A 14,531-nucleotide genomic window follows, 5' to 3' on the forward strand; every position below is an offset into this window, starting at 1 on the left:
CGACCATCAATCCTTGCCGGGCAAAGCCACCTCGCTCTTGCTGGAGTTGCGCAGCGACAGGAAGATCGAACCGGCAATCAGCGACGCCGTCACCAGCAGCGCGTAGCCAATCGGAATCTTGACCACATCAATCAACAGCATCTTGGCGCCAATGAACACCAGCACCAGCGCCAGGCCATAGGCCAGCAGGTGGAAGCGGTTGGCCAGATCCGCCAGCAGGAAGTACAGCGCGCGCAGGCCCAGGATGGCAAAAATGTTGGCCGTCAGCACGATAAACGGGTCGCTGGTGATGGCAAAAATCGCCGGAATGCTGTCCACCGCAAAAATGATGTCGGTCGTGCCGATCAGCACCAGCACCACAAACAGCGGCGTGTAGTGCTTGACGCCATTGACCATCGTCGAGAGCTTTTCGCCATCAAACTGGTCGGTGATGCGGATGCGTTTTTTCAGCAAGCCCAGCACCGGGTTGGTGGAAATATCAGGCTCCTGGCCCGCAGCAAACCACATCTTTGCGCCCGTCAGCACCAGGAACGCGCCAAACACATACAGCAGCCAGTGGAAGGTGGCCAGCAACCACGCACCCACCAAAATGAGCAGCGTGCGCAGGATGATGGCGCCAATGATGCCGATGATGAGCGCGCGCTTTTGGTACTGCTGCGGCACGGCAAAGTAGCTGAACAGCATCAAAAAGACAAAGATGTTGTCAATCGACAAGCTCTTTTCCACCAGATACCCGGTGATGAACTGCATGGACACCGTGTTGGCCACCTCACGGCCCTGGCTGCTGTCCAGATACCACCACAAGAGCGCCACAAACACAAAGGCCAGCCCGAACCACAGCAGGCTCCAGCGCACGGCCTCCTTCATCGTGACCTTGTGCGCGCCCTGGCGCTCCATCACCAGCAGGTCGATGGCAATGGCCACCACCACAAAGACGGCAAACCCCGTCCACATCCACCAGGTTCCTATGGTTTCCATGATCATTGCGCTCCATCGCAGGAAAAAATTGAAAGATGGGCGAATGTAAAACCGCAGATACATTTGAAAAACCTGCATTCAACGTAGTATTGCTTCGGTTTTTACGAACTGTTCACCATCCCCCCGCCCGCACCGCCATGAGCCAAAGCTTCAATTACCGCCATCTGTATTACTTCTGGGTGGTGGCCAAAGAAGGCGGCATGGCCCGCGCCGCCGAGCGCCTGGACATGGCCGTGCAAACCATCAGCGCCCAGGTGCGCGCGCTGGAGCAATCGCTGGGCGTGAGCCTGCTGCGCAACGAGGGCCGCAACCTGGTGCTGACCGAGGCGGGCGTGGCCGCCCTGCACGAGGCCGACCACATCTTTGCCCTGGGCGAGCAGCTGCCCCAGCGCGTGCGCGAAGCCGCCAGCGGCAGAACGCTGCGGCTGAACCTGGGCATCTCGGACGGCATTGCCAAGCTGGCCATGCACCGGCTGCTCCAACCCGTGCTGGACGAGCCGCACCTGCGCCTGCTGTGCCACGAGGGCGAGTTCCAGCCGCTGCTGGGCGAGCTGGTGCTGCACAAACTCGACGCCGTGCTGGCCGACCGCCCCGCGCCGCCCAACCCGGCCCTGAAAACCACCAGCCAACTGCTGGGCACCAGCGCCATTGCCTGGTACGCCCCGGCGCGCTGGGCTACAGCAGCGCGGGAGAATTTTCCGCACAGCCTGGCGCAGGTGCCGGTGCTGCTGCCCACCGAGCACGCCGCCGTGCGTGCGCGCATCAACCACTGGCTGGAGCGCGAACACATCCGCCCCCACATTGCTGGCGAGTTTGAAGACAGCGCCTTGCTCAGCACCTTTGCCGCCAGCGGCATGGGCGTGATGCCCGCGCCCGCATCGCTGGGCGCGCACCTGGAGCAAACCTGCGCCCTGGCACTGGTGGGCACCACGCCCGACGTGCATGAGCAGTTCCACCTGATCTACAGCGCCCGCAAGGTCATGCACCCGCTGCTGACGCGGCTGCTGGCGGCCGGGGCCGATGAAACGCTATTAGATTAATAGCTGCTAGCGCCCACCAAACAAGGGTTTCAAGCCTAAAAAGCTTTAAAAAACAGCGCCTGAATACATCTCCATCGCGCATGGGTATAGTGGTCATAAGAAAGGCATTTCTTAAAAACCAACCCGTTTTATTGCAAGCCCAACCCCCATGCTCCAAAAAACCGCTCTCCTCGTTTCCCTGGCCGCCGTCTTCCTGGCGGGGTGCTCCACCACCAGCACGCCCGTGCAATACAAGGCGTCCACACGCAACGTCATCCAAATCGAGGAATACGTCCGCGATACGGGAGCGAAGGTCAAAACCAACGAATTCACCGCTGCCCCAGGCGTAGAGAGCAGCCCCTTGTGTCGTGCCAATGGCCCCATCTCTTTAGGTTCTGGCAAAACCCCTGCGGAATTCATCCGCGAAGCATTTCAGGAAGAACTGTTCCTGGCCAAGGCCTACGCAGGCAATGCCCCGGTGTCGATTGGCGGCCGGATCGACAAGCTCTCCTTCAGCTCCATCAGTCCTGCCAGCTGGGAGATTGGCATGACGCTGACATCCAGCAATGGCCATTCCTTGCAGGTGGAAAACAGCCACCGCTTCGATACCAGCTGGGATGCCTGGAGTGCCTGCAAAAATGTGGCCGATGCCTTTGCTCCCGCCGTGCAGGGCACGCTGTCCAAGGCAGTGAACGACCCGCGCTTCAAGACCTTGCTGACGGCCAAGTAAAGGGGCCCGTAGCGGCCCGCCCGAGCGCTATAACGGGCCGCAATTACCCCCAAAATTCATAGCTGCCAGCGCTCTCTGTGCAAGGGCTGGAGGCATAAAACACTTCCAATCACCAGCACCGGGGCGGCGCCAGCGCTGGCGCCCGGCGGCAACTGGCCTCGCAGGCCATGGCCACCCGCCCAGCGGGCCTGCGACAATCGCCCGCATGAATTCCACCGCCTTCGCCCCCCTGCAAAACGACACCTTCCTGCGCGCCTGCCGGCGCCAGGCCACCGACTACACCCCCCTGTGGCTGATGCGCCAGGCGGGCCGCTACCTGCCCGAATACAAGGCCACGCGCGCCCAGGCCGGCAGCTTCATGGGGCTGGCCACCAACGTGGATTACGCCACCGAGGTCACGCTGCAACCGCTGGAGCGCTTCCCGCTCGACGCCGCCATTTTGTTCAGCGACATCCTCACCGTGCCCGACGCCATGGGCCTGGGCCTGTCGTTTGCCGAAGGCGAAGGCCCGCGCTTTGCCCAGGTAGTGCGCGACGAAGCCGCCGTGGCCCAGCTCGCCGTGCCCGACATGGACAAGCTCAGCTACGTGTTCAACGCCGTCACCAGCATCCGCCGCGCGCTGAATGGCCGCGTGCCGCTGATCGGTTTTTCGGGCAGCCCCTGGACGCTGGCCTGCTACATGGTCGAGGGCAAAGGCTCGCAGGACTACCGGCAGGTCAAGACGCTGATGTATGCGCGCCCCGACTTGATGCACCAGATTCTGGCCGTCAACGCCGACAGCGTGGCCGCTTACCTGAACGCGCAAATCGACGCGGGCGCCCAGGCGGTGATGATTTTTGACAGCTGGGGCGGTGTGCTGGCCGATGGTGCTTTTCAGGAGTTCAGCCTGGCGTACACCACGCGCGTGCTGGCACAGCTCAAGCGCACCGGCGCCGACGGCCAGGACGTGCCGCGCATCGTCTTTACCAAGGGCGGTGGCATCTGGCTGGAAGATATGAAGGACATCGATTGCGAGGTGCTGGGCCTGGACTGGACGGCCCACCTGGGCAAGGCGCGCGCCATCGTCGGCGGCGCCGTGGGCGGCCCCGGCAAGGCGCTGCAAGGCAACATCGACCCGAATGTGCTGTTTGCCCCACCCGCGCAGATCGAGGCGCAGGTGGCGCGCGTGCTGGCCAGCTTTGGCACGCCGCACACCGACAAAACCACCACCGGCCCCACGCACATCTTCAACCTGGGCCACGGCATCAGCCAGTTCACGCCGCCTGAGCATGTGGCGGCGCTGGTCGAGGCGGTGCACAGCCAGTCGCGCGCGCTGCGCCAGCGCGCCTGAGGCAGAGCGCAGCGTCAGGCGGATACCCTGGGCAGGCGCCCGCCGACACGGCCCTGCCACGGGGGCGGGCACTGACTTATGCACAAACCGGCGGCGTGCGGTGGCCGCCGCGCAGCGCGCAGTGCGCATGGCCCACCCGCCACGCAAGTGCGCCACACCGCGCTAAGTCATTGATTTATATAGCCACTTACCGCTGCTGCTTTGGCAGGCAAAGTGTTGCTGAGCCAATGGCCACAAGGCCTGCGGCCCGGTGGCGCACCAGATACCCACAAAGTTATCCACAGATTTTCTGGACAAGTTGCAAAACCCCCGAAGAATCAAAGACTTGCATCGATGCAGCCCCCTCGGCGCTGGTTTTGGGCGCCGCACGGGCCGCACCGCGCTAACACACCTCGACCCCGGATGGGTGCTTGCCAGCCCGGCCCAGTCAACTTATGCACATGGCGCGTGCTGCGGCGCCCTGGTCTGGTACAGCCGCTCCGATGTGCCACAGCACCGCAACACCGCTGCCGACATTCACGCAACCGTTTGATTTGAAAGCATTTTTGTTTTTGTACCGGGCCAGCAACAAGACGCTGTAGTGCAGTGTTCTCCACAGCCCGCAGCCCCGTGCGCGCAGGATGCCCACAAAGTTATCCACAGGCTGGTGCTGATCCGCGCAGATACTTGGCACACCGCACCCTCCCCGCCGTTCGACCACCGCATTCCTCCGCCCGCAACGCCCTCCCCCCGCACCCCATGGCGCCGCCACCCGACCACCCCAACCCGCCCGCCGCCGTACAGGCATCCACGCTGCCGCAGCGAGCACCGGCAACGGGATCGGCGCAGCCATCGCAGTCGCAGCCTGCCACGGTGGCCGTGGCCGTCCACACGCCGGCGCACAGCGCGCTGGGCGACCTGCTCAGTTACACCAGCGCACAGCCCCTGGCGCCAGGCACGCTGGTGCGCGTGCCGCTGGGCCAGCGTGAGGTGCTGGGCGTGGTCTGGGATGGCACGCCTGCGCCGCTGCCCGAAGGCATGGCCACGCGCAGCGTGGCCGCCGTGCTCGATGGCATTGCGCCGCTGGATATCCACTGGCGCCGTCTGGTGGCCTTTGCCGCGCGCTACTACCAGCGCAGCCTGGGTGAAATCGCCCTGGCCGCCCTGCCGCCGCAGCTGCGCGATCTGAGCCATGAACAACTGGCCCGGCGCCTGCGCCGCCCGGCCAAGCCTGCGGGCAAAGGCGCTGCGGCCCGCGCAAACACCGCCCCCGCACCTGCCGACGCCGCTGAAAACGCTACTCCTTTGATAGCGCTTAGCGCAGAGCAGCAGGGCGTTCTGGCCCAAATCGGCTCCAACCCCGGGCCGTTTTTGCTGTTTGGCAGCACCGGCAGCGGCAAAACCGAGGTCTATTTGCGCTGCGTGCAGACGGCGCTGGAGGCCCGCCCCGGCGCCCAGGCGCTGGTGATGGTGCCCGAGATCAACCTCACGCCGCAGCTGGAGGCACGCTTTACCGAGCGCTTTGGCACTGCCAGCGTGGTGTCGCTGCACAGCGGCATGACCAACCCGCAGCGCCTCAAAAGCTGGCTGGCGGCGCACAGTGGCCAGGCCCGCATCGTGCTGGGTACGCGCATGGCGGTGTTTGCCTCGATGCCGCAACTGGCGCTGATCGTGGTCGATGAAGAGCACGACGCCAGCTACAAGCAGCAAGAGGGCGCGCGCTACTCGGCCCGCGATCTGGCCATCTGGCGCGCACGCGAGCAGCACGCCAAGGTCATTCTGGGTTCGGCCACGCCGTCTCTGGAGAGCTGGCACGCCAGCCGCCCGGCCACGCCCGAGGACCCGCAGGGCGGGCGCTACCTGCGCCTGCACATGCCCAGCCGCATCGGCGCGGGCAAGCTGCCGGTGTTGCGCGTGGTCAATATGAACCACCAACCCCGGCGCACGGTGTTCTCGGCGCCGCTGCTGGCCGCGCTGCAAGAGCGCATAGAGCGCGGCGAGCAGTGCATGATTTTGCTCAACCGGCGCGGCTACGCCCCCGTGCTGCACTGCGCCGACTGCGACTGGAAAAGCGATTGCCCGCATTGCAGCGCGCACCAGGTTTTCCACAAAACCGACCGCAGCCTGCGCTGCCACCACTGCGGCTTTGCCCAGCGCGTGCCGCGCGCCTGCCCCGGCTGCGGCAGCCCCGACATCACGCCCATAGGCCGGGGCACCGAGCAGCTCGAAGAGCAACTCAGCGCCCTGCTGGCCGACGTGCGCCGCCCCGATGGCGCGCCCGCGCGCGTGGCCCGCATCGACGCCGACACCACCCGCGCCCAGGGCGCCCTGGAGGCGCAGCTGGCGCAGGTACACGCCGGCGACATCGACGTGCTGGTGGGCACGCAAATGATTGCCAAGGGCCACGACTTCCGGCGCATCACGCTGGTGGCCGCCGTGCAGCCCGATGGTGCCTTGTTCAGCAGCGACTTTCGTGCGCCCGAGCGGCTGTTTGCGCTGTTGATGCAGGCCAGTGGCCGCGCCGGGCGCGATGCCGATTACGTGGCAGCCCAGGGCAGCCGCAGCGAGATGTGGCTGCAAACCTTCCACCCCGAGCACGCCATCGTCGCCGCGCTGCGCCAGCACGACTACCCCGCCTTTGCCGCGCAGCAGCTCGACGAGCGCCAGGGCGCCGCCATGCCACCGTTTGCGTTCCAGGCACTGGTGCGCGCCGACGCCCGCACGCAGGAGGTGGCGCAGGGCTTTTTGCGCGCCGCCAGCCAGGCGGCCACCGATGCCGCCCTGCCGGGGCTGGAGCACGTCACGCTGTACCCGCCGGTGCCGCTCACCATCCAGCGCGTGGCCAACGTGGAGCGCGCGCAAATGCTGCTCGAGAGCGACAGCCGTGCCGCCTTGCAGCGCTTTCTGGCCGCCTGGCAGGCGCTGTTGCACCACACCCGCGCCCAGAGCGCACACAAGGCACTGGTGCGCTGGCTGGTGGACGTGGATCCGCTGGTAATTTGAGGTTGTTTTTGGACTCCAGCGCTTACAGGGAAAGCGCTGGCAGCTATCAATTTTGACAACCCAACGCCCAGCCGCAGTGCACAAAAAATTTGACATCCAGGGGGACCCCGGCCTACAGTCCGGCCATAGCTTGCCTTAACACACCCCCAATCAGACCAAGGCGCAAACAGCACTCGATTCACCCCCTTGTTTGCGCCATTGCCCCGGCTTGGGTACCAATGAACTCTGAAGGAGAGTCGCCATGGCATTACGTATCGACGGTAACTTTCTGGCACAGGTAGCCAACAAAGCGCCACAGCTGAACAAGCCGCCAGTCAATACCGGCGAGAGCGCAGTTGCGCCAGAAATCAAACCACAGATGCGTACCGAAACCAACGACGTGCAAGCGCAGACGCGCCAAATCACCCAGCAACGTGTGGCAGGCACTTCGCAAGACCAGGCCGGGCAGCAGGCCAATGCCGTTGCCGCGCCCGCCTGGCAATCGACCATGGGCCTGTCACTGAACATGCGTGCGCCGGTGCCAGCACCAGAAAACCCCCGCTCCACCGATGGCGGCAACGCCCTGGGCGGTGTCGCTGTGCAAGGTGCGGGGCGTTCTACCCTGAGCTTGGGCGTGGTCAACCGCACGGGCGAATCGGCCTCGTCGTCCAACAGCACCCAGGGCCGCACCATGGCGGGTGAGCAAGGCGGCCCCGCTCTACTCAGCAGAGCCCAGCAGCTCCAGCAGCTGGCTGATGCCCAGTCGGCGCAATCCAACGCCCGGCCCACACAACGCCTTTCGATCATGGCCTGACGGCCTTACACAGGAGCGGCCCGGGTGAAAGCCCAGGCTGTTACAACGACCATGCTTGCTATCTCAACATCCGCCAGCGCAGCGCTCCCCAGCTTCCAGCAGGCCGCCTCGCCGCAGCTGCGGCGTGCGGCAGAGCAGGCGCAACAGGCCGCCGAAACACTGCAAACACAGGCCCGCCAGGCCTGGAAACAGGTCGATCTGGCCGAGGCCAACGCCCGCGCCATCGACACCCGCGCCAACCAGGCCATCTCGGGCGCCGACAAGGCGCGCCAGGATATGAACAGCTTTGGCAAAAGCATGCTGGCGACCGATGCTGTAGCCAGCCCCGCCAGCGCCATTGGCGGGGCCATTGCACCCATCACCTACACCGCCACCGCGCAGGCCACCACCCTGCCATCGGCCAGCCCCGCCATGCTCAACGGCCTGGGCCAGCGCATAGGCGAACTGATCAACATCGCCGTCTGAGCGCACCCCGGCAAGGGCACGCCCGTCGAGCCGGAAGATGGCGCCCAGCGGCAGCACCTGTGCGCAGGCCAGGCAGCCGCACCACACCCGGGCCAGGCCAAAAACGCAACCGGCACCCCAGACCGCGCGGGGCCGGACGCGGTCGGGCCTGCTCTGTATCATTGCGCGCTCTGCGGGCCGCGCCCGCCCGCCGCAGACCGCCCTGGCTGCTTCGGCCCCCTTCGCTCCCCCCATCACCGCGCCCCTCTCACCCATGTCCTCCGGTCTCAACCTCGCCCAGCTCCAGGCTGTTCACTACACCGATGGCCCTTGCCTGGTGCTGGCCGGGGCGGGCTCGGGCAAGACGCGGGTCATCACGCACAAAATCGCCCACCTGATAGAGCGTGGGCTCGATCCCCGGCGCATTGCCGCCATCACCTTCACCAACAAGGCCGCCGCTGAAATGCGTGAACGCGCCAAGGGCCTGATTGGCCGGCGCGCCAAAGAGGTGCTGATCTGTACCTTCCACTCGCTGGGTGTGCGCATGGTGCGCGAAGACGGCAAAGTGCTGGGCCTCAAGCCCCAGTTCAGCATCCTGGATCAGGACGACGTGAACAGCATCCTGAAAGACGCCGCCGGGGGCACGACCGACGCGGCCACCGCGCGCCAGTGGCAGTGGACGATCAGCCTGTGGAAGAACATGGGCATGAACGCCCAGCAGGCCCTGGCCCGCGCCCAGGACGACAACGAGCGCACCATCGCCCTCATCATGGCGCGCTACGAGGAGCGCTTGGCCGCCTACCAGAGCGTGGACTTTGACGACCTCATCAGCCTGCCGCTCAAGCTGCTGCGCGACTACCCCGAAGTGCGCGCCAAATGGCAGGCGGCGCTGGGCCATGTGCTGGTCGATGAATACCAGGACACCAACGCCACGCAGTACGACCTGCTCAAGCTCTTGGTGGGCGAACGCGGCCATTTCACCGCCGTGGGCGACGACGACCAAAGCATTTACGGCTGGCGCGGCGCCACGCTGGACAACCTGAAAAAGCTGCCGGTGGATTTTCCGCAGCTGCAAATCGTCAAGCTGGAGCAAAACTACCGCTCCACCAGCGCCATCCTGCGCGCGGCCAACAACGTCATCGGCCCCAACCCCAAGCTGTTCCCCAAAACCTTGTTCAGCGAGCTGGGCGAGGGCGAGCCGGTGCGCGTGGTCGATGCCGACAGCGAAGAGCACGAGGCCGAGCGCGCCGTGGCCCGCATTCTGGGCCTGCGCGCGGCCAGCAACCCGCCGCCCGAATGGCGCGGCTTTGCCGTGCTGTACCGCGCCAACCACCAGGCCAAGCCCTTTGAAAAAGCCCTGCGCCGGGCCAACATCCCGTACAAAGTCTCGGGTGGCACCAGCTTTTTTGACCGGGCGGAAATCAAGGACTTGTGCGCGTGGTTTCGGCTGTGGATCAATTCGGACGACGACCCAGCGTTTTTGCGCTCGGTGGGCACGCCCAAGCGCGGCATTGGCCACCAAAGCCTGGCACAGCTGGGTGCGTTTGCCACGCAGCACCACCTGAGCCTGTTTGCCGCGCTGTTCTCGCCCATGCTGCCCGCCGCCCTGCCCCGGCGCGCGCTCGACAGCCTGCTGGAATTTGGCCGCTACGTGAACGATCTGGAATACCGCGCCCGCCACACCCACGGCGCGGACGGCGCGCGCGCCTTCTTGCTCGACTGGCTCAAAGACATCGGCTACGAAAAATACCTCTACGACGGCGAAGACAGCGAGAAAGTGGCCGCCGCGCGCTGGACGAATGTGCTGGAGTTTTGCGACTGGATGGCCCAGCGCGCTGGTGGCCAGATCGACGACACGGCGGGCAGCGTGACCACCAGCGAATCCAAAAGCCTGCTGGAAGTGGCGCAGACCATTGCACTGCTCTCGACCATCTCGGAGCGCGAGAAAGACCAGGACATGGTCACGCTCTCGACGCTGCACGCCAGCAAGGGGCTGGAGTGGCCGCACGTGATCCTGGCCGGCGTGACCGAGGGCATGCTGCCCTTCAAAATGGACGACGACGGTGGCCGCGACAAGGACGTGACGGGCGACATGGTGCAGCGCCTGCAAGAAGAGCGCCGCCTGATGTACGTGGGCATCACCCGCGCCCAGCGCACCCTGGCCGTGAGCTGGACGAAAAAACGCAAAAAAGGCCGCGAAATGGTGGCCGCCCAGCCCAGCCGCTTCATCGCCGAGATGGCGCTGAACCAGACCACCGCCCGCGAAGACCCGCGTGAAAAACTCAAGGCCCTGCGCGCCGAATTTGCCGCCAAGGCCCAGGCCGCCAGTGCGGCCCAAGCATCCAACCCCACACCATGAAAGCTTTTATTACTCTTATTTTGATAGCTGCCAGCGCTTATCCCGCAAGCGCCAGAGCCGAAAACGATCTCAAAAATGGGGCCATCCCCCCGGTCAGTGCAACCCGCAGCACCACCAACCCCACCAGCTCCTGCCCCAGCGGCATGGAGATGACGCACCAGCACCTGCAAGGCGTGTGGCGCGCACAGCTCGATGGCACGGCCACGGGCGCGCTGCTGCGCCTGGGCCCCCATCCCGAGCTGGGCGAGAGCGTGCGCGGCAGCGTGCAACGCGCCAGCACCACGGCGCAGGTCAGCGGCGACGTCCACGAGGGCGAACTGACGCTGGAAGAATCCACCGACGGCCAGCGCATCAGCGCTACCTGGCTGGGCACGGTCGTCGAGGGCAGCTGTGCCCGCGAAATCCGTGGCACCTGGCACCACGCCGCCACCGACACCTCCACCCCCTTCGTGCTGCAAAAACAGCCTGCCTGGCATTGATGACACACCGCTACACCGCCCCCCTGGCCCTGGCCCTGCTGACCCCGGCCACCCTGGCCTGGGCACAGGGCGCCAGCGCCGCCACACCGGCCACCGATCCGGCCTGGCGCCACTGCGCCGCCCAACCCGACAGCGCCGCGCGCCTGGCCTGCTTTGACCAATGGGCAGGCCAGCAAGCCTGGCAAGCACCGCCCGCACAGGCCAGTGCCACGCCCGCTGGCGTGCCCAGCACAACGCCCGCCAGCGCGCAGCCATCCGCACTGAACAGTGCCACGGCCCTGGACAGCGCCCAGGCCGCACCGGCCCCCACCGTGGTCCACATCGACGGCTGCCGCAATCCGCGCTACAGCGAGATGTCGCGCCAGTGGGAGCTGGAGTCGGGCAGCGACTGCGGCACTTTCCGCTTTCGGGGCTACCGGCCCATGAGCGTGTCGGTGGTGGGCGCTGACAGCGTCAACCGCCAGCCCACCTCCAGCGCCCCCGGGCACAGCGCCGAAACGGCCACCCCCTACCGGCGCACCGAGATGCGCGTGCAACTGTCAGTGCGCACCAAAATGGCGCAAGGCCTGCTCACCGCTGGCGATGCCGAGCGCAAAGACTCGCTGTGGTTTGGCTACACCCAGCAGTCGTACTGGCAGCTGTTCAGCCCGGGCATTTCACGGCCCTTTCGCGCCACCGACCACGAGCCTGAAGTCATCTACGTCTATCCCACCGATGCCCAGTTGCCTGGCGGCTGGCGGCTGCGCTACAGCGGCGTGGGCCTGGTTCACCAATCCAACGGCCAAAGCCTGCCCCTGTCGCGCAGCTGGAACCGTGCCTACCTGATGGCGGGCATGGAACTGGGCCAGCGCTGGAACGTGCAGGCACGCATCTGGAAGCGCCTGAACGAAAAGACCACCAGCGACGACAACCCCGGCATCAGCGACTACATAGGCCGGGGCGAGCTGCGCGTGCTCTGGAACGTCAACCCGGAAAACACCCTGGGCGTGACCGTGCGCCACGCACTGGCCAGCAAGGGCCGGGGCTCGGCGCGCGTGGAGTGGCTGCAAACCCTGGGCACCGGGCTGTGGGGCAGCAAAAGCAATCTGCGCCTGCACACCCAGCTCTTCAGCGGTTACGGCGACAGCCTGATCGATTACAACCGCCAGCGCACCGTGTTCAGCGTGGGACTGAGCCTGCTGGACTTCTGACGGGGCGCAAAAAGCCTGTCATTTCCGGCGCTTATCCTTGCCCCTGCCGAATGCCGGGTCGGCCACAATCGCGCCACGGAGGAAACCCATGGATCTGCAATACCAGCTCAAGGCTGGGAGCTATTACCTGTACGACATGCGCGAGACGCCCAGTGCCGTCACGGGCGAACGCCGCTTCAAGCTCAAGACAGACACCGTGGCCATTGCCTTCGACCTGCACACGGGCGAGGTTCACCAGCACGGCAGCCCCACGCGCATCCACTCCTGGGCCACCATGACGCGCAGGCGCCTGCGCGCTGCCGGTGCGCAGGAGGTGGCCAATGACCTGGTGGTCATCTCGGGGCCACTGCCGGTGGAAGAAATCAACAAATGCCTGTGGGTGCGCGGCTACGTGCGGCGCATGTTCCAGCGCCTGGCCACGCTGCCCCACGGCAAATTCAAACGGCCCGCAGCGGGGCCGTTTCGCAAGGCCGCATAGGGCCACCACCAGCGCGCCCGGGCCAGCGCCTGCCCGTGCGCCCCATCTGGCGCAGCGCTCAGTCGCCCGCGCTGCCCGCAGCGCCGCCGTCCTGGCCGTCAGCGTCCAGCACATCACCCGCTTCGTCGGCAGACAGCGCCTCCACGTGGCGAACAATCGTCACCGGCACCGGGCTGGCATGCGCCAGCTCTTGCGACACCGAACCCAGCAGCGCGCTGCTGATGGCGCCCTGGCCGCGCGCGCCAATCAGTACCAGGTCGCAGCCTGCGGTTTCGATGATGTCCACCAGCGTGTGCGCGGGGTCGCCCACGCCCACGGCGCTTTCGCACTCCAGGCCGGTGGCCTCCAGCAAGGCACGGGCGGGGGCAATCAGGTGCTCACCGGCCTCGATGCTGGCGGCGGCAATCAGCTCGGGGTCGCGCGTGGTCACCAGTTCGTACAGCGATGCGGGCTCCTGCACGTTGGCCAGCACCACGCTGCTGATCTGCAAACCGTTCTGCGCCAGGCGCAGCGCGTAGCGCACGGCGTCCAGGGCGAGGTCGGAGCCGTCGATGGCAATGAGGATTTTGAGCATGGAAGTTCCTTTTTTTGAATGGTTCGGTTCAGTGTAGCGGCGCCACCGCACGCCCCATCCGGGACAATCGCGGCCATGCTGCAATTCGACATCCTCACCACCGACGCCTCCAGCCACGCCCGCCGTGGCCAGCTCACGCTCAACCATGGCGTGGTGCAAACCCCCATCTTCATGCCCGTGGGCACCTACGGCACCGTCAAGGGCGTGATGCCGCAAAGCCTGCACGACATGGGCGCGCAAATCATTCTGGGCAACACCTTCCACCTGTGGATGCGCCCCGGCCTGGACGTGATGCAAAGCTTTGGCGGCCTGCACGGCTTTGAGCAATGGCACAAGCCCATCCTCACCGACTCGGGCGGTTTCCAAGTGTGGAGCCTGGGTGCCATGCGCAAAATCACCGAAGAGGGCGTGACCTTTGCGTCTCCCGTCAACGGCGACAAGCTGTTCATGTCGCCCGAAGTGAGCATGCAAATCCAGACCACGCTCAACTCCGACATCGTGATGCAGCTGGACGAGTGCACGCCGTATGAGACCAAAGGCCACCTCACCACCGAGGCCGAGGCGCGCAAATCCATGGAAATGAGCCTGCGCTGGGCCGTGCGCAGCAAAAATGAAATCGAACGGCTGCAAAACCCCAACGCGCTGTTCGGCATCGTGCAAGGCGGCATGTACCTGAACCTGCGCGAAGAGTCTTTGCAGCGGCTGGTGGAGATGGATTTTCCCGGCTACGCCATTGGCGGCGTGAGCGTGGGCGAGCCCAAGGACGAGATGCTGTCCATCATGGCGCACACGCCGCACCGCCTGCCTGCGCACAAGCCGCGCTACCTGATGGGCGTGGGCACGCCCGAAGACCTGGTCGAAGGCGTAGCCTGCGGTGTGGATATGTTCGACTGCGTGATGCCCACGCGCAACGCGCGCAACGGCACGCTGTTCACGCGCTTTGGCGACCTCAAAATCCGCAACGCCCGCCACAAAACCGACCACCAGCCGCTGGACACCACCTGCACCTGCCACGCCTGCGCGGGCGCAGCGGGCGTGAGCTGGGACGAGGGCGGGCGCGGCGGTTTCTCGCGCGCCTACCTGCACCACCTCGACCGCTGCGGCGAGATGCTCGGCCCCATGCTCACCACCATCCACAACCTGCACTACTACCTGAACCTGATGCGCGAAGTGCG

General features: G+C 65.7%; 13 protein-coding genes. 11 read left to right on the forward strand and 2 right to left on the reverse strand.

Features of this window, described 5'->3' with window-relative positions:
- Window positions 1–6 precede the first annotated feature (6 nt).
- Window positions 7–978, reverse strand: a complete 972-nt coding sequence (locus PHX69_RS10260; protein ID WP_119013419.1) for a TerC family protein — start codon at window positions 976–978, stop codon at window positions 7–9.
- A 137-nt stretch (window positions 979–1,115) separates the two neighbouring features.
- Between PHX69_RS10260 and PHX69_RS10265 the strand changes: the two genes are divergently transcribed.
- The 10 genes from PHX69_RS10265 (at window position 1,116) to PHX69_RS10310 (ending at window position 12,782) form a co-directional block, all read left to right on the forward strand.
- The gene (locus PHX69_RS10265; protein ID WP_288043614.1) at window positions 1,116–2,018 is read left to right on the forward strand and encodes a LysR family transcriptional regulator; all 903 of its coding nucleotides are present in this window, start codon (window positions 1,116–1,118) and stop codon (window positions 2,016–2,018) included.
- Between the two features lie 148 nt (window positions 2,019–2,166).
- Window positions 2,167–2,727: a hypothetical protein gene (locus PHX69_RS10270; RefSeq protein ID WP_119013353.1), complete on the forward strand. Its 561-nt coding sequence runs from the start codon at window positions 2,167–2,169 to the stop codon at window positions 2,725–2,727.
- Window positions 2,728–2,932: 205 nt separating this feature from the next.
- Entirely contained in the window at window positions 2,933–4,057 is a 1,125-nt protein-coding gene (gene hemE / locus PHX69_RS10275) for a uroporphyrinogen decarboxylase (RefSeq protein WP_288043616.1), read from the forward strand.
- Window positions 4,058–4,795: 738 nt separating this feature from the next.
- Window positions 4,796–7,039, forward strand: coding sequence for a replication restart helicase PriA (gene priA, locus PHX69_RS10280; protein WP_288043617.1), 2,244 nt, complete (start codon window positions 4,796–4,798; stop codon window positions 7,037–7,039).
- Window positions 7,040–7,280: 241 nt separating this feature from the next.
- Complete coding sequence (locus PHX69_RS10285) at window positions 7,281–7,832, forward strand: hypothetical protein (protein WP_119013356.1); 552 nt, start codon at window positions 7,281–7,283, stop codon at window positions 7,830–7,832.
- 51 nt (window positions 7,833–7,883) lie between these two features.
- Complete coding sequence (locus tag PHX69_RS10290; protein ID WP_288043619.1) at window positions 7,884–8,297, forward strand: hypothetical protein; 414 nt, start codon at window positions 7,884–7,886, stop codon at window positions 8,295–8,297.
- A 253-nt stretch (window positions 8,298–8,550) separates the two neighbouring features.
- Window positions 8,551–10,635: an ATP-dependent helicase gene (locus PHX69_RS10295; RefSeq protein ID WP_288043620.1), complete on the forward strand. Its 2,085-nt coding sequence runs from the start codon at window positions 8,551–8,553 to the stop codon at window positions 10,633–10,635.
- The gene (locus tag PHX69_RS10300; RefSeq protein WP_288043621.1) at window positions 10,632–11,114 is read left to right on the forward strand and encodes a hypothetical protein; all 483 of its coding nucleotides are present in this window, start codon (window positions 10,632–10,634) and stop codon (window positions 11,112–11,114) included. The genes PHX69_RS10295 and PHX69_RS10300 overlap by 4 nt, the downstream gene beginning before the upstream one ends.
- On the forward strand, window positions 11,114–12,304 hold the full coding sequence (locus PHX69_RS10305; RefSeq protein ID WP_288043622.1) for a phospholipase A: 1,191 nt from the start codon (window positions 11,114–11,116) through the stop codon (window positions 12,302–12,304). The genes PHX69_RS10300 and PHX69_RS10305 overlap by 1 nt, the downstream gene beginning before the upstream one ends.
- A gap of 88 nt (window positions 12,305–12,392) precedes the next feature.
- The gene (locus PHX69_RS10310; protein ID WP_119013361.1) at window positions 12,393–12,782 is read left to right on the forward strand and encodes a hypothetical protein; all 390 of its coding nucleotides are present in this window, start codon (window positions 12,393–12,395) and stop codon (window positions 12,780–12,782) included.
- Window positions 12,783–12,840: 58 nt separating this feature from the next.
- Here the strand turns inward: PHX69_RS10310 and PHX69_RS10315 are convergent, their stop codons facing one another.
- A complete protein-coding gene (locus PHX69_RS10315; protein WP_119013362.1) occupies window positions 12,841–13,356 on the reverse strand; it encodes a universal stress protein in 516 nt (171 codons plus the stop codon).
- A 75-nt stretch (window positions 13,357–13,431) separates the two neighbouring features.
- On the opposite strand from PHX69_RS10315, the gene tgt reads away from it, so the two are divergent.
- The coding region (gene tgt, locus PHX69_RS10320; protein WP_288043624.1) for a tRNA guanosine(34) transglycosylase Tgt at window positions 13,432–14,531 on the forward strand (1,100 nt) is incomplete at its 3' end.

It is taken from the genome of Simplicispira sp. (genome assembly GCF_028687295.1).
GTDB classification, from domain to species: domain Bacteria; phylum Pseudomonadota; class Gammaproteobacteria; order Burkholderiales; family Burkholderiaceae_C; genus Simplicispira; species Simplicispira metamorpha.